General features: G+C 65.2%; 17 protein-coding genes. 10 read left to right on the forward strand and 7 right to left on the reverse strand.

Features of this window, described 5'->3' with window-relative positions:
• The first annotated feature begins 40 nt into the window (after window positions 1-40).
• The 5 genes from G4L39_RS02675 to G4L39_RS02695 all read left to right on the forward strand — a co-directional run bounded on the left by G4L39_RS02675 (window position 41) and on the right by G4L39_RS02695 (window position 6,588).
• Window positions 41-592: a hypothetical protein gene (locus tag G4L39_RS02675; protein WP_205880732.1), complete on the forward strand. Its 552-nt coding sequence runs from the start codon at window positions 41-43 to the stop codon at window positions 590-592.
• A complete protein-coding gene (locus G4L39_RS02680) occupies window positions 592-2,607 on the forward strand; it encodes a penicillin-binding transpeptidase domain-containing protein (RefSeq protein ID WP_165105702.1) in 2,016 nt (671 codons plus the stop codon). The genes G4L39_RS02675 and G4L39_RS02680 overlap by 1 nt, the downstream gene beginning before the upstream one ends.
• Window positions 2,604-3,818: a rod shape-determining protein RodA gene (gene rodA, locus G4L39_RS02685; protein ID WP_165105703.1), complete on the forward strand. Its 1,215-nt coding sequence runs from the start codon at window positions 2,604-2,606 to the stop codon at window positions 3,816-3,818. Before G4L39_RS02680 ends, rodA begins: the two co-directional genes overlap by 4 nt.
• Window positions 3,815-5,791 carry an Rne/Rng family ribonuclease gene (locus G4L39_RS02690; protein ID WP_165105705.1) on the forward strand — a complete coding sequence of 659 codons (1,977 nt, stop codon included), beginning with the start codon at window positions 3,815-3,817 and terminating at the stop codon, window positions 5,789-5,791. The genes rodA and G4L39_RS02690 overlap by 4 nt, the downstream gene beginning before the upstream one ends.
• A gap of 344 nt (window positions 5,792-6,135) precedes the next feature.
• The gene (locus G4L39_RS02695; protein ID WP_165105706.1) at window positions 6,136-6,588 is read left to right on the forward strand and encodes a CBS domain-containing protein; all 453 of its coding nucleotides are present in this window, start codon (window positions 6,136-6,138) and stop codon (window positions 6,586-6,588) included.
• On the opposite strand, the gene G4L39_RS02700 is transcribed toward G4L39_RS02695, so the two are convergent.
• Both G4L39_RS02700 and G4L39_RS02705 read right to left on the reverse strand, forming a co-directional pair.
• A complete protein-coding gene (locus tag G4L39_RS02700; protein WP_165105708.1) occupies window positions 6,576-6,950 on the reverse strand; it encodes a dihydroneopterin aldolase in 375 nt (124 codons plus the stop codon). The two genes, G4L39_RS02695 and G4L39_RS02700, sit on opposite strands and share 13 nt — an antisense overlap.
• Window positions 6,951-6,961: 11 nt before the next feature.
• A complete protein-coding gene (locus tag G4L39_RS02705) occupies window positions 6,962-8,071 on the reverse strand; it encodes an NUDIX domain-containing protein (protein ID WP_165105709.1) in 1,110 nt (369 codons plus the stop codon).
• A gap of 131 nt (window positions 8,072-8,202) precedes the next feature.
• Here G4L39_RS02705 and G4L39_RS02710 point away from each other — a divergent pair, with 131 nt between their 5' ends.
• Window positions 8,203-8,949 carry a hypothetical protein gene (locus tag G4L39_RS02710; protein ID WP_165105711.1) on the forward strand — a complete coding sequence of 249 codons (747 nt, stop codon included), beginning with the start codon at window positions 8,203-8,205 and terminating at the stop codon, window positions 8,947-8,949.
• On the opposite strand, the gene G4L39_RS02715 is transcribed toward G4L39_RS02710, so the two are convergent.
• Window positions 8,885-9,388 carry a TPR end-of-group domain-containing protein gene (locus tag G4L39_RS02715; RefSeq protein WP_165105713.1) on the reverse strand — a complete coding sequence of 168 codons (504 nt, stop codon included), beginning with the start codon at window positions 9,386-9,388 and terminating at the stop codon, window positions 8,885-8,887. The two genes, G4L39_RS02710 and G4L39_RS02715, sit on opposite strands and share 65 nt — an antisense overlap.
• 50 nt (window positions 9,389-9,438) lie before the next feature.
• A complete protein-coding gene (mqnC, locus tag G4L39_RS02720; protein ID WP_165105804.1) occupies window positions 9,439-10,569 on the reverse strand; it encodes a cyclic dehypoxanthinyl futalosine synthase in 1,131 nt (376 codons plus the stop codon).
• Window positions 10,570-10,749: 180 nt separating this feature from the next.
• On the opposite strand from mqnC, the gene G4L39_RS02725 reads away from it, so the two are divergent.
• The 4 genes from G4L39_RS02725 to G4L39_RS02740 are packed head-to-tail and all read left to right on the forward strand — an operon-like array spanning window position 10,750 to window position 12,837.
• Entirely contained in the window at window positions 10,750-11,370 is a 621-nt protein-coding gene (locus G4L39_RS02725) for a MotA/TolQ/ExbB proton channel family protein (RefSeq protein ID WP_205880742.1), read from the forward strand.
• Window positions 11,367-11,816 carry an ExbD/TolR family protein gene (locus G4L39_RS02730; protein WP_165105716.1) on the forward strand — a complete coding sequence of 150 codons (450 nt, stop codon included), beginning with the start codon at window positions 11,367-11,369 and terminating at the stop codon, window positions 11,814-11,816. Before G4L39_RS02725 ends, G4L39_RS02730 begins: the two co-directional genes overlap by 4 nt.
• Window positions 11,813-12,598: an energy transducer TonB family protein gene (locus G4L39_RS02735; RefSeq protein WP_165105718.1), complete on the forward strand. Its 786-nt coding sequence runs from the start codon at window positions 11,813-11,815 to the stop codon at window positions 12,596-12,598. Before G4L39_RS02730 ends, G4L39_RS02735 begins: the two co-directional genes overlap by 4 nt.
• Before the next feature lie 14 nt (window positions 12,599-12,612).
• Window positions 12,613-12,837 (forward strand): hypothetical protein, encoded by a 225-nt coding sequence (locus tag G4L39_RS02740; RefSeq protein ID WP_165105719.1) that lies wholly within the window; start codon window positions 12,613-12,615, stop codon window positions 12,835-12,837.
• 24 nt (window positions 12,838-12,861) lie between these two features.
• Here the strand turns inward: G4L39_RS02740 and G4L39_RS02745 are convergent, their stop codons facing one another.
• The 3 genes from G4L39_RS02745 to G4L39_RS02755 all read right to left on the reverse strand — a co-directional run bounded on the left by G4L39_RS02745 (window position 12,862) and on the right by G4L39_RS02755 (window position 17,776).
• Window positions 12,862-14,334 (reverse strand): M64 family metallopeptidase, encoded by a 1,473-nt coding sequence (locus G4L39_RS02745; protein ID WP_205880733.1) that lies wholly within the window; start codon window positions 14,332-14,334, stop codon window positions 12,862-12,864.
• Between the two features lie 24 nt (window positions 14,335-14,358).
• Window positions 14,359-15,849, reverse strand: a complete 1,491-nt coding sequence (locus G4L39_RS02750; protein ID WP_165105723.1) for an arylsulfatase — start codon at window positions 15,847-15,849, stop codon at window positions 14,359-14,361.
• A 106-nt stretch (window positions 15,850-15,955) separates the two neighbouring features.
• Complete coding sequence (locus G4L39_RS02755) at window positions 15,956-17,776, reverse strand: glycoside hydrolase family 3 protein (protein WP_165105724.1); 1,821 nt, start codon at window positions 17,774-17,776, stop codon at window positions 15,956-15,958.
• Window positions 17,777-18,078 lie beyond the last annotated feature (302 nt).

The raw sequence follows: 18,078 nt of genomic DNA on the forward strand, positions 1-18,078 counted from the left end.
CGGATCCGGCACCGGAACTTGTAGCCCCTGACAACGCATGGTGAGCCAGGTTCAAATCTTGGGGACGTTGGGTTTGGCATGGTTGTCCGTGTTCCTGGCAGCGGCGCTGCCGTGGCCCAAACCGTGGGTCGGAACACAACCAGACCTGCTGCCGGCGTTGATGGTCTATGCGGCGTTGCGCACGTCATTGCTGAACGTGTTCCTGTTGGCGTTGTGGGGAGGGTTGATGCTGGACACGGTGTCGGCCAACCCTCCGGGTACCAGTTGTCTGCCGCTGATGTGCGCGGGGTTGATCCTGCACTTTCGACGCGAACTCTTGTTGCGGGACGAGCCGTTTGCCCAGTTCATGCTGGGCCTGCTGGCCGGAGCGCTTGTGCCAGGGCTGACGATCTTGCTCCTGTTGACGTTGGGACGGGAACCGTTGCTCGGTTGGGGCACGCTGGTGCCCTGGGCGGTTCTGGCTGTGAGTTCCGCTGTTTGCACGCCGTTGCTGTTCCGGCTGTTTGCCGGCGCGGAGCGGTGGTTGGGGCACCGCCCCGCCGGTCCAACGGCGTTCCGGCCCGACCGGGAAATCCGTAGGGGAAGGTATTGATGGCCATCCAGTTGTTGGATCCAGCACAACATGATGACCGGGCCCTGCGGGGCCTGACGCAAGTGGTGCTGGCCGGTCTGGCGGTGCTGCTGGCCGGGTTGTGGTGGGTTCAGGTGGCCTCGCGGCGCACCTACCAGAGCCAGCAAGAAATCCAGGCCGTGAGGACGGTGCGGATTCCGGCCGTGCGCGGACGGATTCTCGACCGCAACGGCGTTGTACTGGCCGACAGCCAGCCCTCCTTCAATCTGGGTCTGTATCTGGAAGAGTTGAGTCCCGAATTCCGCGCCGAGTACGCGCGGCTCCGACCTGTGCAGGTGGTGAGCCAGGCCGGCCTCAGCCGGTTCCTGGGCAGGTCAACGGTGGTGACCCAGGCGGTCCGGTTAAGTCGGGCGGATCTGGACCAGCTCCAGTGGACCGCCAGGATCCGGGTGGCGAGCAATGCCGTGGTCCGGCTGGGCCGGTTGCTGGGACAGTCCCTCCCCTTCGATCCGGAGCGGTTCCGCCGGCATTATCTGGAGCAACTGGCCCTTCCCTTTCCCGTGGCCATGAACCTGCAGCCGGAGCACGTGGCGCGGTTGGCGGAGGCGGGTGATTTGCCACCGGGGGCCGACCTGGAAGTGTTGCCGCTGCGGCTTTACCCCCATCAGGCCACGGCCAGCCATCTGATCGGTTACCTGGTTCGCGACGACCGGTCGGTCGAGGGCGAGGATGCGTACTACTCGTACCGGCTGCCCGACTATCGCGGTGCCGTGGGTATCGAAGCCGGGTTTGATCGCGAACTGCGGGGCCGGGCCGGGGCCAAGTCGGTGCTCGTCAACAACCTCGGGTACAAACAGTCCGAGCGGGTCTGGAATCCGGCCGTGCCCGGCTGGGATGTGGTACTCACGGTGGACCTGCGCGTGCAAAAGGCGGCCGAACAGGCACTGCTGCGGGTGGGCGCACAGGTGCGCGCCGCCGTGGTGGCTTTGGACGTCACCACGGGCGACGTGCTGGCCCTGGCATCGCTGCCAGCGCCGAATCCCAATCATTTCGTCCTCGGTTTTCCGCCCGGCGAATACGATCGCATGAGGGACCCCCAGCTGCGACCCCAGATCAACCGCGCGACACAGGAGCATTACGCCCCGGGCTCCATCCTGAAACCGTTGGTGGCCCTGGCGGCTCTGGACTGCGGATTGGACCCGCGGGCGCGATTCACCGTGCAGCCGGATCCGGCCCGGCCGGATCGCGGTTGTATTTACGTGGGCCGGCGCAAAATCCGGGATACGGCGCCCCCGGGCGAGTATGACCTGCGCCGTGCGTTGATCCGGTCCAGCAACAGCTACTTTGTGCACTGGGGACTGCAACCCGGCGTGGTGGAGCGTCTGGTGCAGCTCGGCACACAACTGGGACTCGGTCAGCGGATCGGGCTGCCCACCCGTCAGGAAGCGCCCGGTGTATTTCCGTCGCTGGCCGAGGTGCGCTCGCCCGGCTGGCGGGACGGTGACACGGCCAACCTGTGCATCGGCCAGGGCCCGGTCGCGGTGACTCCGCTGCAAATGGCCCTGGTATTTGCGGCTCTGGCCAACGGCGGGCATTTGCTGGAGCCGCGGCTGGTCGACCGTCTGGAAACCTCCGAGGGGCAGTTCTCCCGGGTGGTACGCCGGTTCCCCGCTGGGCAGATCCGGCGGACCGTAACCCTCCGCCCGGATCACCTCCGGGAATTGCACTCGGCCATGCTCGCCGATACCGAGGATCCCGAGGGAACCGGCCGTGCCGCGGCGTTGCCGGGGTTCCGCGTCTGCGGGAAGACCGGCACCGCCCAGGTGATGGACGCCCAGGGCCGGTTGCGAGGGTACACAACGTGGTTTGTGGGGTTTGCCCCGTATGAACGGCCCCGGTTCGTGGTGGCCGTGATGGTGGAGGACGGGGGTAGCGGCGGATCCACCTGCGCCCCGGTGGCGCGCGAGGTGTTCCGGGCGCTCCAACAGACCGGCGCCGCCCCTGATCAGGAACTGGCAATGAATCTGGCCGGATGAACGACCCCCAGCTCCAGCCCGGGCCGTCGCGCGTGGACGCCACCCTCTGGGTTGCGGTGGCGGGTCTGGTCCTGTTGGGTCTGGCGTTTGTGGCCAGTTCCACCCTGGCGGCCGAGGAACTGAACCGCGTACCGTTCTGGCAGCGGAGCTGGGTGCGTCAGGGGATCTGGTATGTGGTGGGCGGGGCCTGTGCCGCAGCCCTCTGCAGTGTGGACTATCGGGTTCTGGCCCGGTGGTCGCCGGTGGTGTACGTGGGCATGATACTGGTCCTGGTCCTGGTGCTGGTGCCCGGGATTGGGGCCGTAAGGTTCGGCGCCCGGCGGTGGCTGGACCTGGGGCCGGTCCAGGTGCAACCGTCCGAGTTCGCCAAGCTGGTGCTGATTCTGATGCTGGCTCATTTCCTGAGCCGACCGCGGGAGGAACTGCGTCAGCCGGCGGTTTTCTGGCGGGCGCTCGGTCTGACGGCGTTGCCTTTTGTGCTGATCCTGCGAGAGCCGGACCTGGGGACGGCTCTGCTGCTCTGGCCCACGGCCCTGGCCATGCTGTGGGCGGCCGAGGTGCCGGAAGTGTATTTGCGGCGGCTCGTGGTGGGTTGTGCCCTGGGTGCGATTTGTCTGGTGGCCAACCTGCTGTTTGCCCCGCCCCGTTGGCAGATCCCCTTGGAAGAGTACCAACGTCAGCGGATTCTCGTGTATTTTGGACGGGATTTTGCGCCGCCGGACGCCACCCCGGAGGAACGACAACGGGCGCGGGCGCTCCAGGAGGCGCGGTCGTATCAGGTGCGCCAGGCGCTGATTGCGGTGGGATCGGGTGGCTGGTGGGGCAAGGGTTGGGGTCAGGGAACCCAGATTGCCCTGGGCTTCCTGCCGCGAACGGCGGCGCACAATGACTTTATCTTCTCCGTGATTGCCGAGGAGAAGGGTTTCGTGGGCAGCGTGACGGTTCTCACGCTGTACGGGGTGATGTTGCTGCGCGGTCTGCACATCGCCCGCCAGGCACGCGATCGCCTGGGTCGGCTGATCGTGGTGGGCGTGGTAACGCTCCTGTTCAGCCAGGTCTTCATCAATATCGGCATGAACATAAGGCTCATGCCCGTGACGGGCGTACCGCTGCCGCTGCTGTCGTACGGCGGGTCTTCGGTGGTCGTCTCGTTGATCGCGGCGGGCTTGATGCAAAACGTGCACTCACACGGTCGAGGATATCCAACATGAGCGAGCGTAGCTTTTCGCGTCGGCGCCGGAGCCTGCGATTCCGGCCGGCTGGAGGTTTGGGAGCGGTCTCGCCGAAGGCACAGGCGGAGGCCCGGGACGCCCGGGCTGCCGCCACCTCGCCCTCGGTCGAACCCGAGCGCCTGTTCGACAAACGGCATGAACAGGAGATTGAACAGGCGCAAAACGTGGCCTATGGCCTGCCCCCGGAGGGCGAACCCGCAGAAGCAACCCCCACGGCACCCGGCGGCGAGTTTCGCGAGCCCCATCCGGAGGTGCCCGAACGGGTGGAGGAGGAAAAGGAGTACGAACCGATCCCGGTGGAGCCACCGCCGCAGGGCTTTGTGGAATCGCTCCGGGCCATGGCGGACAAGATCGTCCAAAAGGTCCAGCGACTCCTCAAACCGGCGCCCAAGGTCCACAAGGAAATCATCATCAACGTGGAAGCCCTGGAAACGCGGGTGGCCCTCCTGGAAAACGGCCAGCTGGAGGAATTCAACATCGAGCGCACCTCCGAGGAACGGTTGGTCGGCAGCATCTTCAAGGGCCGGGTCCGCAACCTGGAGGACGGGTTGAAGGCCGCCTTCGTGGACATCGGCTTCGAAAAAAATGCCTTCCTCCATTACTGGGACATCGTGCCCAACCCCCTCGACAGCGGGGTGGAGATCGTGGAACGGGAGGGCCGGAAACGGGAGCGCCCGCGCATCACGCAAAAGGACGTGCCACGACTCTACCCGCCCGGCAGCGAAATCATTGTCCAGGTCACAAAGGGGCCGATCGGCAACAAGGGGCCGCGTGTGACCACAAACCTGGTCCTGCCGGGCCGGTTCCTGGTGCTGTTGCCCTACAACGACCAATGCGGCATCTCGCGCAAGATCGAGAACCCCCAGGAACGACAGCGACTCAAGAAGATCCTGCGGGAGCTCAACATCCCGGAGGGCATGGGCGTGATCATGCGGACCGCGGGCGAGGGTCAGCAAAAGCGGTATTTCGTCCGGGATCTGGCCTGGCTGCTGGAGGAGTGGCGGCAGATCGAAGAACGATGCCGCACCCTGCCCACACCCGCCTGCGTGTTCCAGGAACCCGACCTGATTGAACGAACCGTGCGGGACTTTCTCACCGACGACGTGGAACGCATCGTGGTCGATGACGCCAAGGCCGAACAGCGCATCCGGGAACTGATCGGCCGGATCTCGCGCCGTTCGGTCAACAAGGTCAAGCTCTACACCGATCCGGTGCCCATCTTCGACCGGTTCGGCATCACCAAACAACTGGAAACCGCCTTCGCCCGCGTGGTCCATCTCAAAAGCGGCGGCTACATCGTGGTGGACGAAACCGAGGCGCTGGTGGCCATCGACGTCAACACCGGCCGGCACAAGCTCGGGGGCAAGGACCAGGAATCCACCATCCTCCGCACCAACCTCGAGGCGGCCGACGAAATCGTGCGCCAACTGCGGCTCCGCAACATGGGCGGGATCATCGTGCTGGACTTCATCGACATGAAATCCCGGCGGGATCAGCAGGCCGTCTACCAACGAATCAAGGAGGGGCTCAAACGCGACCGGGCCAAGACCCATGTGCTGCCCATCTCCCAGCTCGGCCTGATGGAAATGACCCGCCAGCGACATACGGAGAGCGTCCAGGCGGCCATCTACGATGATTGCCCCTACTGCCGCGGACGCGGCAAGGTCAAGACCCCATTGAGCATGAGCGTGGAAATCCAGCGCAAGATCACCGAGATCCTCCGACGCCGCCCGCGGGACGAGTCCGACTTTCAACTGCGTATCCTCGTCCACCCCCAGGTCTTCGAACGGCTGCGCACGGAGGACGAAAAACTGCTCATTGAGCTGGAGAAACGGTATTTCGGCAAGCTGACCTTCCGCGCCGACCCGAGCCTGCACATCGAGGAGTTCCGGGTGTTCAACGCCCTCACCAATGAGGAACTGGCGCATATCAAGCCCTCACACGCCGACTGACAAGTGGAATGGCGCTTGCAGCCCCGACGGGCCGGCCGGTCCACAGGCCCGGCGCACCCACCTCCGGTGAACCCCGGCGCAGGGGACGCGGGGCCCGGACCCGCAACCCGATGCGACTCCGGCCCTCCCGGAATCCAGGGCCGGTCACCGGTTTCTGCTTGTGACGCAGGGATGAAGAGGGGTCGGGCCCCGGCCCCGGGCGTTCGACTTTTTCACGGCCGACACGGAGTTTTCTGTAGGCAGCCGGCTCGATCGGCATTAGATTGAACTCAAAGCTCGGCACCGGGCCGGGGGTCGGTCCGGCCGGACACCAAAAGCGTCACTCATGCTCACGAGGACAAGCCATGATCCAATGCACCGGAACCATCCGCGACGTTCTGAAGCACAAGGGTCACCAGGTGTGGACCATCGCCCCGGACGCCACCGTGTTTGAAGCCATCGAAAAACTGGCTGAAAAGAACGTGGGCGCCTTGCTGGTCATGGACGGGGACCGATTGGTCGGCATTTTTTCGGAGCGGGATTACACGCGGAAGGTGGCCCTGCGGGGTCGATCCTCCAAGGACACCCGCGTGCGAGAGATCCTGTCGGACCGGGTGATTTGCGTGACGCCGGAGCATTCCGTGGAGGACGGGCTGCGGCTGATGACCGAACACCGCATCCGCCATCTGCCGGTGGTGGAGAATCAAAAGGTGGTGGGGATCGTATCGATCGGCGACCTGGTGAACTGGGTCATCAACCAGCAAAGCGCCACCATCCGACACTTGGAGACCTACATCACCGGCGGTTACCCGGGCTGAGGTGCGCCGATCTCGGGCAGGGTCCGCCGCAGCCGCACGGCTACGTGGCGGGCCTCGGGCAACACGAACTTTTTGATTTCCACGGTGACCGCGGCCGGACGATAGCGTTGCAACACATGGCCGGCCAGGTCCGCCGCCAGTTTCTCCAGCAGGGCCCAGCTCCTGCCCTCACCAAACCCGAGCAGATCCCGCGACACCGCGTGGTAATCGATCGTGTGAGCGAGGTCATCGGTCACCGTGGCCCGCAGGTCGGCGGGCTCCATCTCCAAACTCACCAGCAACCGCTGGGGATGGGCCCGCTCCGCCTCGCTCACGCCCACCCGGTAAAAAACCTCCAGATCCACGATCGAAACGCTGAGCATGTTGAACCCTTTCAGTCTCGAATGGCCGAGGGCTCACCTGCTGGAACCCTTCCCAACCCGGGCAACACCCCCTGCAGCACGCGCTGGATCAGTCGCCGGGTCGGCTCGTTCAGGTCCTCGGCCAGCGCCGAGGTCAACGGCACCCACCGCCACGCGCAACCCTCCTCGTTGAGCCGCACCTCGGCCGGCCCGTGCACACGGCAGACATAGGTCAGCAACAAAAAATGTGCGGGCCGGTAAAACTCCGGCGGGTTCACGCACTCCTGCATCTCCACCCAACGGACCTCGACCACATTCAGGCCCGTTTCCTCCAACAGTTCACGGCGCAGGGCGGCCTCGCAGCTTTCGCCCTGACGCACCTTGCCCCCCGGCATCCCCCAACGATGCGACCACTTGGGGGTGCGCACCAGCAACACCTCGTCCCGATCATTCAGGACCAGTCCGCCCACCGTGACAACCGGCCCCTGACCGGTCCCGGGTTCAGGTGGCCATGCAAATCGCCCCACGTGCAACAGCGCCTGCAGTTCCCCGAGGTGCTCGGCGATCCAGTCCGGTCGCGCCGCCCGCAATTGTGCCAGGGTATTGTAACCGGTCAAAACCGCGCAGGAACCAACCCCGCCGTGCCGCGCAGTCTCCACATCATGTTCCATGTCGCCCACGAAAATCGTCTCCCGGGGGTCCAGACCCTGCTCCCGCAGAAGCCGCCCGATCCATTCGCGCTTGTCCCGGGCCTCCACATACGCCGGCCCCAGCAGAGGGCCCAGCCCGGTTCGCGCCGCCTGCTGCTCGTAGTATTCCCGTTTCACCGTGCTCAGGACGAAGGTCCGCACGCCGTGCGTGCGACAAAACTCCAAAAACGCGCGGGCATGAGGCAGCGCCACCACCGAATCCTGCGCCGGCCCGAAATGCTCGTGAAACCATTGTTCCAGCGTGGACAAGGGGATCTCCGGTGTGTGCCGTTCATAGAACCGGACGAACGGTAGACAGAATTCGGCCCGGAACCGGTCCAGGGTCAGCGTGGGTCGTCCGGCGCGTTCCAGCACCCGGTTCGTGGCCTCCCACACCGCCGGCAGGTCGTCCACCAGGGTCCCCGACCAGTCCAGAATAATGTTGCGGATCACGAACCGCAGTGTAGTCGTCAGCCCGTCGCCGAGACAATCTCGGCCGCCGGTTCAAAGGGAACCGCGAGTGGGCCGGAGCTCGCAAAACTCGTCCGACCGGTCCATCCACGGAAGAAGAGAACACAACGGCCATGCCCGAATCGAAGCCAGAAACCAGTCCGCCGCCGCCTCGCAACCGTCCCTGGTTGCCCTGGCAGAACCTGATGCTGGCAGCCACCGTGATGGCGGTGGTCGGGGCGGTCATCGAACAGTGGAATCTGCAGACCGGCTGGCCCTTGGGCCGAAAGGCATTCACGCCCCACCCCATGATTTCCGAACCCGTCCGATTGGCACTCCTGGCCCTGGTTTGGCCGTTGAGCCTCTTGAGCGCCCGGGTGGCCACCCTGTGGTGGATGGCGCGGGCGCGGCCCGGCCGTGCCCCGGGGATCCGCAATCTCGTCTTGACCGCCACATTGGCCCTGTGGCCGCAATGGCTGGCCGACACGGTCGCCCGTGGCCACCTGGGATGGTACACGTGGGTGGAGCCGCGCTGGCGCCTGCAGGGACTTGTCCTGGACCCGTTGCCGGGCTGGTGGGTGGGGCATCTCATCGCGCTGGCGGCCGCCCTGCCCGCCCTACTCGACAAGCACCCCCACCCGCGCCTGCCGCCACTGCGCGCGTTTTTGCTCTGGGTGGTCTGGAACGGTCTGCTTTTGCTGGCCTGCGTGGGGCACGTGGAGGAGGCAACGCTGGCACTGTTGCTGGCCCCGTTTGCCGTCGTGACGGTCTGCGCCTTTCACGCCGGTTATCCCGCCGCCACCGACCGCACCGGCCCTACCACTGCTCCACCTCCGAACGGAGCGGCTCCAGATCGGGATCCTGAAGGGCCATCTGCTTGACCTCGTCCCGGTCGCCCAGTTCGAAGGCGCGGCGCAACCATTGGCGGGCCTCGTCCAAACGCCCCATCTGGCAGGCGTAACAGGAGAGGTTGTACGCCACCAGCAGTTCGCGCGGAAAATGAGCTGCAGCCGGCAGAAGAGCCGCCCACGCCTTTTCTAGGCCTCCCTGCGGCGCCCGACGCAACGCGTACGCCCGATGCAACCACCCACTGGCGCGATCGGGCACCAGCCGCACCAGTGCTTCCGCCACCGTCACAGCCTCGGCCCACCGCTGTTGGGCGGCGAGGATGGACCACTGCAGTTCCAATACGTCCGGATGCGGCTGTGGGCGCCGCAACAAAGGTTCCAGTTCGCGCTCCGCCTCATCCGGCCGACCCAGCTCCATCCAGCCAAGGGCGGCCAGCAACCGATGACGGTCCGGGTACTCGATCGTACTCATGCCGTAATTCCGGGACCGCTCCCCGGGGAGGCATCCGCGCCAGAGCCGGCTCAGTTGACCAGGCGATACCAGTTGTCGCGCTGGCGGGGCTCGTAACCGAGATCGCGAATCAACCGATGCATTTCCGCCACCGTCATGCGGAAGGAGGCGCCCGCCTGCCGGACGACGTTTTCCTCGATCATGATGCTGCCCAGGTCATTGGCACCAAATTGCAGGGCCATCTGGCCCACTTCGGGTCCCTGGGTCACCCAGGAGCTCTGCACGTTTTCGAAATTGTCGAGGTAAATCCGGGCCAGGGCCTGCGTGCGCAGGTATTCAACGCCGCCGACCCGTGGCAACCGCAGCCGGGTATTGTCGGGCTGAAACGTCCAGCCAATGAACGCGGTGAAATATCCTCCGCTGGTGGCGTCCGGCCCCGTGGCACGCCGGGTTCCGGCCCTGGCCAGGGAACGATCCTGCAGCTGTCGGAGTCGTTCCCAGTGTTCAATTCGATCCTCCAGCGTTTCCACATGGCCGAACATCATGGTGGCGGTGGAACAGAGCCCCAGTTGATGCGCCGTTTCCATCACATGCAACCATTCGTCGGCGGTGGCCTTCAACGGGGCGATGCGCCGCCGCACCCGATCCACTAGGATTTCCGCCCCCCCGCCGGGGATTGAACCCAGCCCGGCGGCGCGAAAGTCCTTCAGAATCTGTTCCACCGGCTCGTCGAAGACCTTCTGGAAATGAATGAATTCCGGCGGGCTGAACCCGTGGATGTTGATTTGCGGGAACCGGCTGTGGATGTGGTGGAGCATGTCCAGGTACCACTGTTTGGGCAGCCCGGGGTGATGCCCGCCCTGCAGGAGGATCTGGGTGCCGCCCAGGGCCAGGGTTTCCTCGATTTTGCGATCCAGCTCCTCCATCGAGAGGACGTAGGCGTCCGGCGCCTTTTCGGTTCGGTAAAAGGCGCAAAACTTGCAATACACGTTGCAAACGTTGGTGTAATTGATGTTGCGGTCGATAATGTAGGTGACGATCTCGGCGCCCCGCCCGCCGTAGGCCCGGGCCTTGGCCAGTTGACGCCGGCGGTCGGCCAGGGCACCCAGCTCATGAAGCGGCAGCTGATAAAGCTGACGAGCCTCTTCCGGCGTGATCCGCCCGCCATCCCACACCTTCTGCAACAGGTCATCCAGGGGCATTACCTCAGTCACGTCACGAATGTAGTCCGGCAGCGGGCGGGCGCAACGCCGTTCGCCGTCGCCCATGCCGCTCCGGTGCCGAGCCGGTCCGCGGCAGGGTCCCCGATCTGGCCTCGGGACCGCCCGGAGTTTCGGCTTTGAACCGGCGGGCCCGCGCCGTATAAGGACGCCGTGGTACCGATGATCCTCAAACAGGGCGGCCCCGTGGCGGTGCTGCTGCTCCTGCTGGCCGTGGTGGCTCTAACGGTGTTTCTGGAGCGGGCATTGCATTTGCACCGGGCCCAGATCAACGTGGCGGAGTTCCTGAACGGCATCCGCACCGTGCTCAAACGGGCCAATGTCATGGAAGCCATCGCCATCTGCGACGCCACCCCGGGACCGGTACCGCGGGTGGTCAAGGCAGCCATCCTGAGCCGGGACCAGGGCCGCGACCGTGTGCGGGAAGCCGTGGAGGAGGCCGGCCTGGCGGAGGTTCCGCCCCTGGAACGTCGACTGAACCTGCTGGCCACGCTCTGTCACCTGGCGCCGTTGTTGGGGCTGTTCGGGACGATCCTCGGTTTGATGGACGTGTTTGCCCAGCTGGAACAGCAGGGGTTGTACGCGCATGTCACCCAGGTGGCAGGCGGCGTCTGGCGCGCCCTCATCTGCATGGGCCTGGGCGTGGGCATTTCCATCCCTGCCTATGCCGCCTACAACTACCTGGTCAGTCGCGTGCACGCCCTGGTGGTGGACATGGAACGCGCCGCGGCCGAAATCGTCCACATCGTCACCGAAGCCAACGGGAAGACCGATCCGTCATGAGGTTCCCTGTCACCGTCAAGCCGTTTACCGGACAGTGGGATGTGGCGGCCTGGACCGGCACGCTGATGCTGGTTTTGCTCTTCATCCTGTTGCTGCCCCTGGTCCCGACGCCGGGAGTCCGGTTGGAGTTGCCGGCAGCCGCCGACCTGCCCGGTTTGGATGAGCCCGTGCTACCGGTGGCCGTGGACCGTGAAAGCCGGTTTTATTTCCGCAACCAGGTCGTGGACGAATCCGCATTGCTCCATCAATTGCAGACCGAGGCGCGCCAGTACGCCCGGCCCCCCGCCCTGCTCATCCACGCCGACCGTCGCACGCCCTACGAAACCCTGGTCCGCCTGGCCTTGCTGGCCCGACAAGCGGGGCTGAGCCGGGCCCTACTGGCCACGCAACCGGCGGATTCCCGGTCGCCGGAACCGTTCACCTCCACCGTTTCGCCCCGGTCATGAACATGGCTGGCTCGATTCCTTCGGGTTGGTCGACCCGGCGTTGGACAGCCGTCTTGGTGAGCCTGCTTGCGGCGCACGCGGCCGGGCTCTGGTGGTTCGGCGCACACCAACGTCTGCCGACACGCCAGCCGGATCGTGTACCGGAATGGACCCTGGCCGATCCACAGATCACGGCGCTCTGGCCGTTGTTGGATCCCACACTGTTTGTTCAGGGGCATCCCCAAAGTTTTTCCGGACCGGCTTGGATGCGGTTGCCGGAGGTCACCTACCAGCCCACCATTCCCTTGGAACCACCGAGGTTCCTGGTCCCCACGGCAGCCCGCGTGGCACAGTCCTTTCAAAACACCTGGGTCCCCCGGGGTTGGAACCCCTCGCCCATGGCCATCCGAGTCCAGCCGCCACCCCAAACCGGTGGCCTCGTCCCGCGCTCGCCCCTGACCGACCGCCCCTCACGGCTCAGCCTGACAGACTGGGATGAGCCAGTCCGGCCGCGGACCCCACCACCCTCATTGCCCGGTTGGGCAGCCCCCGACCTGTTGACCAACACCGTCGTCCGCGTGCTGGTGGAGCCTTCCGGTCGCGTCCTCAGTGCCGTGCTGGTCACCTCCTCCGGATGGGAGCCCGCCGACCAGTACGCCCTCGCCACCGCTCAACAGCTCGAGTTCGACTTTCCCAACCGACCCACCACGCAGACACCATCTCCCGCCGAACCGATTCGAGGGATCCTGATCTTCCAGTGGCAAACGCTGCCGCCACCCCAACAGCCGGAGGGTCCGGGCTGATGCAGGAACCCGCCATGCTCGCACACGAACTCATCCTCGCCTACGTGCTGCTCCTGCTGGGAGGTCTGCTCATCCTCACCGTCTACACGGAGATGCGACGGCGGCGATTTGAACCTCCCGCAGCCCGGGACCGGATTTTCCGCTGCCAAAACTGTGGTTACGTCTACACGGACGACCCCGATGTGGACCTGTCCCGCTGCTCCCAGTGCGGAAAATTCAACCCACCGTTCGAATTCTGAAGCCTGCCGCCGCACCGGCACACCCTACGGCGACCACACCGCACGATAGAAAGCCCGCTCACCCGATGGCGGACGGTTGGTCACGTCCCAACGACCGGTCCATGCCGTGTTGGTCCACACCGGCTGCCACTGGATCAAGTCGCCCGACTGCTCGAGCACCACCCGGCCAGCGCCCGGCCCCTCAACGGTAAAACGGAGGTTGCCCCCGGCGGTTTTGGTCACGCCCGTAATCCGGACCACGGGCGGCGCCACATCCACCTGCCAGGTCCGCAAGGCCCGCAACCGCCCTCGCGGCTCCGTCCGCACCCAGGGCGTGGCATCCGTCACCGTGACCGTAACGTTGTTCCGGCCATTCCCCAACCCACCCGGCGCAATTTCCAGTCGCGGTTCGTCGACACCCGCCACGGCAACCCCGTTGGTGAACCACTCCACGATCAACGTCTCTTCCAGCGGCCGGACTAGGTCCACCTCAAACAACAACGGCCTTGCGGCATCCCAAACCACCGTGTCCGCCGCCGGCCGCGCCTCGTCCCAGGGGCGTACCTTCTCGTAAATGCTGCGAATGATCTGTTCGCGGCACACCTCGCAAAACGGCACCCCCAAGGTGCGCATCTTGCAGTCATATTTCGGACGGTACCACCCGGTGGCCTGGTACTGCGCGCCCTCGAACAATCCCACCACGTCCCACCAGATCCAGTCATTCGGCGTCGGAACCGGAGTGGCGGGATCAATCCACGCCTTCCATGGGATCCGGTCCCGGTCGGTCTCGCGCGTTGCATTGGGCGCTTCCACCGGCGTATAGCCGGGATAAGGGTTCGTGTATTCGTCCACCAGCCCGGCGAAGAAATGACCCGACTCGTGCACCACAATGTCCGAATAGGGCGGGAAAGGGTTCAGCGCCGTGATGATCGGCAGACGATTGCTCCGACCCGCCGGGCCGCCCACACCCGAAGAACCGCCCGGCTGGATGTCGTTCACCAGCAGGATCACGATGTCCGCCTCGGGCATCAGGGCACTGAGCAGGGCCTCCACCTTCCCCACCCCATGCGCCGGGTCCGGATCCAGTCCGTTGGGCGGAATGGTGATCACATAGTCGTAGAACTCGTATGCGCTGTTGAAATACGTGTTGCGGTAAGGTCCCCCGGTGGTGGGATGATCCGAGCCCGATTCCGCCGAAGCCACAAAAATGGCCGAGGCATTAAAGTGCCCCCGATAGGTCCGGTACGGTTCGGACCCGAAGAATGTCTCCACCAGGTTCGTGGCATCCTGCAAAAACTGGCCTGCCTGCGCAGCCGTGTAACCCTCGGCCAACACAACCAGGTTCACCCGGTTCGACAACGGCCCGTTTAACATCAAGGGAGTCAACACCTGGCCTTGCACCGACACAGCCAGGCCCACCACCCACCCGCCAAGCCATCCGTACCACCGTACCACCGTTCTCTGCCGGCCCGGACTGGCCCGCCGGACCCCGTGCATACCTTGCTGCTGCGCATCCATGGTGCACCTCGCCGCACGGCCACGTCAGGACCCCGGCCCGGACCTCGAAGGCTGTTCGGGACGTTCGCCCGACTGTATCCGGGCCGGCGGCGCCGACGTGGACACCGGCCATTCCGGAGAATCCACCCGGGCCTCGGCCAGGAACTTTTCGATCTGCGCCACCACCTCCGGGTGCTCGTTCGCCACGTTGCGCTTCTCGCCCGGATCGGCGCTCAGATCATACAACTCCAGGGCTTGCCCGTACCCGGGCCTCACCGCCTTCCAATCCCCCCACCGCAGGGCCTGCTGAAAACCCCGCTCGTGGAATTCCCAGTACAGATACTCGTGCCGGTTGGTCTGCTCCGCACCCACCCACAAAGGGAACACGGAAATGCCGTCCAGGCCCGGCGGGGCGTTGGTCCCCGCAGCCTCCGCCAGCGTCGGCAACAAATCCCAGTGTGCCCACACAAAATCGCTGACCTGGCCCGGACGGATCCGCAACGGCCAACGCACAATCATCGGAACGCGAATCCCGCCCTCGTACAGGTCCCGCTTGATCCCCCGGAACGGACCCGAACTGCCCAAAAACGCCGGGTCCACCCCGCCCTCCCGATGCGGCCCGTTGTCACTGGTGAAGATCACAATGGTGTTCTCCTCCTGCCCGGTCGCCTTCAAGAGATCCAAAATGCGCCCGATGTCGGCATCCATGCGCGTGATCATGGCGGCCTTGTTCTTCTCCGGCTGCGGCCAGGGCCGATCCGAATACGGAGCGTCACTGGGGACCTGCATCCCGTTGCCCGTCCGGGCCCCTTCCTCATTGTTGGCGTGCGGAATGGTGTAGCAGAGCATCAGGAAGAAAGGTCGGTAGCCCTTGTACCATTCCGGCTTGTTGATGCGGATGAAGTTCGTGGCCGCCTTGGTGCAAAGATCCGGAATGTAAAGACGGCGCGCCCCGGCGAAGTTTTCCATCAGGGTCACCCGGCCCTCGTAGCCGGCCCGGGGATCGTAGCGCCAGAGGTACGTCGTGTAATAGTCGTGTGCGTGACGGTTGTCGAGGTATCCGACAAACTCGTCAAACCCCTTCTTCCACGGTACGCCGGGCGTGTTCTCCTCCGCCAACCCCCACTTGCCGATCAAACCGGTGTGATAACCGGCCGACCGCAGCACCTCCGCCAGCGTCACATCCCCCGGCGACAGCGTCACGCCACGTCGGTTCCCACGGATGCGCAAATGACCCGTGTGCTGCCCCAACATGATGGCCGCCCGGGCCGGCGCGCAAACGGTGCTCCCCGCATAAAACTGCGTAAACCGAATCCCCTCTGCCGCCAGACGGTCGAGGTTGGGTGTCTGGATCTTCGTCGAACCGTAACAGCCCAGGTCGCCGTAGCCCAGGTCATCCGCAACAATCAACAGGATGTTGGGTTTCCGTGGCGCCGGCGGAGGCGCGGCTGCATTGGTGTCGGAACCCGTGGCGGGTGCGGACTCGGCCGCCTGTGCGACCAGTCCCCATAGCAGCCACACCCAACACCATAGCATCACCGTGACCCCCCTTTTGAGTCTCCTCATAATCTGCAAGTCTGCGGGGTCGGTCGGTACGGTGGCAAGTCCGGCTGGCATGAACCCGAGCCGCGTCATGCCCGCCTCAGCGGCGTCGCATGGAATACCCCAGTCCGTAACCCCGTGGCAGCAGCGGGTCCGCCTCGGCCTGGTCGGTGCTCAACCGCTGGTTGTCCCGAGGCCAGACCCGCGGCAACCGACCCACGGGCTCCACCTTCCCCAACAACACATCGGCAATCCCGTCCCCCTCCGTGCCCGGCAGCCAGGCGGCCACCACCGCGTCGCTATCCTCCCACACCGACCCCAAAATCAACGGCCGGCCCGAGTACAGAATCGTCACCACCGGTTTGCCGGTCGCCCGCGCCTTGTGTACCCGGGCCCGATCTTCCTCCGCCACACTCAATTCCTTCCGGTCCCCCATCATCTCCGCGTAAGGCTTCTCCGCCACCACCACGACAATTACATCCGCCGCCGCGGCTGCCATGTCGTCCGCACCGTCGGCACTGTAAGAGACCTCCACCCCGGCCGGCACCGCCCGACGCAACGCCCTCAACAGGGTGGTGCCACCGGGCGTGACCGCCCCGGTACTGCCCTGCCACGAAATGGTCCACCCGCCGCACTGCATCCCCAAATCGTCAGCTCCCGGCCCAACCACATGAATCCGCCGCGCTTTCGACGACAATGGCAGAACCCGCCTCTCGTTCTTCAAGAGCACCAGCGATTGCTGAACACACACCCGCGCCACGGCACGATGTTCCGGACTGCCGAGCCGTTGCAACAAACCCTCATCCGTAAAAGGCCGTTCAAACAGGCCCAGCCGGACCTTCGCCCGCAAAATCCGCCGCACCGCGTCGTCGATCCGTGATTCCGGTACCCGCCCTTCCCGCACCAGCTCTTCCAGGAACCGGACGAACTCGCGATAGTTGTTGGCCTGCCCCGGACCGTTCGGGATCATGGCCATGTCCACCCCTGCGTTGATCGCCAGCGCAATCGCCTCCTTGTAGTTCGGATGCAACTGGTCAATGGCCGCCCAATCCGACACCACGAAACCGTCAAAGCCCAGCTCGCCCTGCAAAACCTCCGTCAACAGGTACCGATGGCCATGCAGCTTAACCCCGTTCCAACTGCTGTAGGAGGCCATCACCGACCCCACGCCGGCGCGCACCGCCTCCCGATACGGCGCCAGGTGCAGTCTCCGGAAGGTCGCCTCATCGCATTCGGTGTTGCCCTGGTCCACCCCCTGGGTGGTGCCACCGTCCCCTGCATAATGTTTCGCGCACGCAAGGGCACGGTAACCCCGCCGGACCGCCCCGCCCTGGATCCCGCGAATGGCAGCCGCCCCCAACTCACCCACCAACGCCGGGTCATCACTGTAGCTCTCATAAGTGCGACCCCAGCGCGGATCGCGCGCCACCGCCACGCACGGCGCAAACGCCCAATGGATGCCCGTGGCCAACATCTCCTCTGCCGTGACCCGCGCCGCCCATTCCACCAATCCCGGATTCCGTGTGGCGCCCAGGCCAATCTGGTGCGGAAAAATCACCGCCCCCAGCACATTGTTGTGGCCGTGCACGGCGTCCACGCCAAACAACAACGGAATCTTCAGCCGACTCTGCAACGCAAGGCGCTGGCACTCCAACACCGTCCGCCGCCACGTGGTCGGGGTGTTGTCCTCGGGATCGGTGTTCCCCCCGCACAACACCGAGCCCAACCCCAGCCGCCACAAATCCTCCCGTTCCTTCAACGCCCCGAGGTCCACCTGCGTCATCTGCCCGAGCTTCTCCTCCAACGTCATCTGGCGCAGCAACCCCTCCACCCGCGACTCCACATCCCGACCACCCGGCTGCGTCGCCTGTCCCCGTTCCAAACCCGAACAACACAACGCCAACCCCACCCAAACACCCATCCAGCCCGGCCGCAGCCCGACACGAAAAGCACCCGGAACACCGACAAGGCCTCGCTCCCACCAAAACACCCTGGTTGAGTTTCGCAGCATGCCCCATGGTGCGAACCGCGATTCCAACAGGTCAAATCGTTTTCCCAACGACCCGAAACGAGACAAACCTCGCACGCCCCGGGACCCATGGATCCCCCACCCAACGATCCGAAACGCTCGTAAAGCCGCCATCGCCTCACCTCGGACGTTCGTCCGGAATCATCAACCCGCGCTGGACCGCAGAGCCGGAACCGGGAAGGGCGGGGTCGTTT

This window comes from Limisphaera ngatamarikiensis, assembly GCF_011044775.1.
Taxonomy (GTDB): domain Bacteria; phylum Verrucomicrobiota; class Verrucomicrobiia; order Limisphaerales; family Limisphaeraceae; genus Limisphaera; species Limisphaera ngatamarikiensis.

What these genes read in the sequence shown, in the direction of transcription:
- G4L39_RS02680 (WP_165105702.1), top strand. Translation starts at nt 592, where the DNA reads ATGGCCATCCAGTTGTTGGATCCAGCACAACATGATGACCGGGCCCTG.
- rodA (WP_165105703.1), top strand. Translation starts at nt 2,604, where the DNA reads ATGAACGACCCCCAGCTCCAGCCCGGGCCGTCGCGCGTGGACGCCACC.
- G4L39_RS02690 (WP_165105705.1), top strand. Translation starts at nt 3,815, where the DNA reads ATGAGCGAGCGTAGCTTTTCGCGTCGGCGCCGGAGCCTGCGATTCCGG.
- G4L39_RS02695 (WP_165105706.1), top strand. Translation starts at nt 6,136, where the DNA reads ATGATCCAATGCACCGGAACCATCCGCGACGTTCTGAAGCACAAGGGT.
- G4L39_RS02700 (WP_165105708.1), bottom strand. Translation starts at nt 6,950, where the DNA reads ATGCTCAGCGTTTCGATCGTGGATCTGGAGGTTTTTTACCGGGTGGGC.
- G4L39_RS02710 (WP_165105711.1), top strand. Translation starts at nt 8,203, where the DNA reads ATGCCCGAATCGAAGCCAGAAACCAGTCCGCCGCCGCCTCGCAACCGT.
- G4L39_RS02715 (WP_165105713.1), bottom strand. Translation starts at nt 9,388, where the DNA reads ATGAGTACGATCGAGTACCCGGACCGTCATCGGTTGCTGGCCGCCCTT.
- mqnC (WP_165105804.1), bottom strand. Translation starts at nt 10,569, where the DNA reads ATGCCCCTGGATGACCTGTTGCAGAAGGTGTGGGATGGCGGGCGGATC.
- G4L39_RS02725 (WP_205880742.1), top strand. Translation starts at nt 10,750, where the DNA reads ATGATCCTCAAACAGGGCGGCCCCGTGGCGGTGCTGCTGCTCCTGCTG.
- G4L39_RS02730 (WP_165105716.1), top strand. Translation starts at nt 11,367, where the DNA reads ATGAGGTTCCCTGTCACCGTCAAGCCGTTTACCGGACAGTGGGATGTG.
- G4L39_RS02735 (WP_165105718.1), top strand. Translation starts at nt 11,813, where the DNA reads ATGAACATGGCTGGCTCGATTCCTTCGGGTTGGTCGACCCGGCGTTGG.
- G4L39_RS02740 (WP_165105719.1), top strand. Translation starts at nt 12,613, where the DNA reads ATGCTCGCACACGAACTCATCCTCGCCTACGTGCTGCTCCTGCTGGGA.
- G4L39_RS02745 (WP_205880733.1), bottom strand. Translation starts at nt 14,334, where the DNA reads ATGGATGCGCAGCAGCAAGGTATGCACGGGGTCCGGCGGGCCAGTCCG.
- G4L39_RS02750 (WP_165105723.1), bottom strand. Translation starts at nt 15,849, where the DNA reads ATGCTATGGTGTTGGGTGTGGCTGCTATGGGGACTGGTCGCACAGGCG.
- G4L39_RS02755 (WP_165105724.1), bottom strand. Translation starts at nt 17,776, where the DNA reads ATGGGTGTTTGGGTGGGGTTGGCGTTGTGTTGTTCGGGTTTGGAACGG.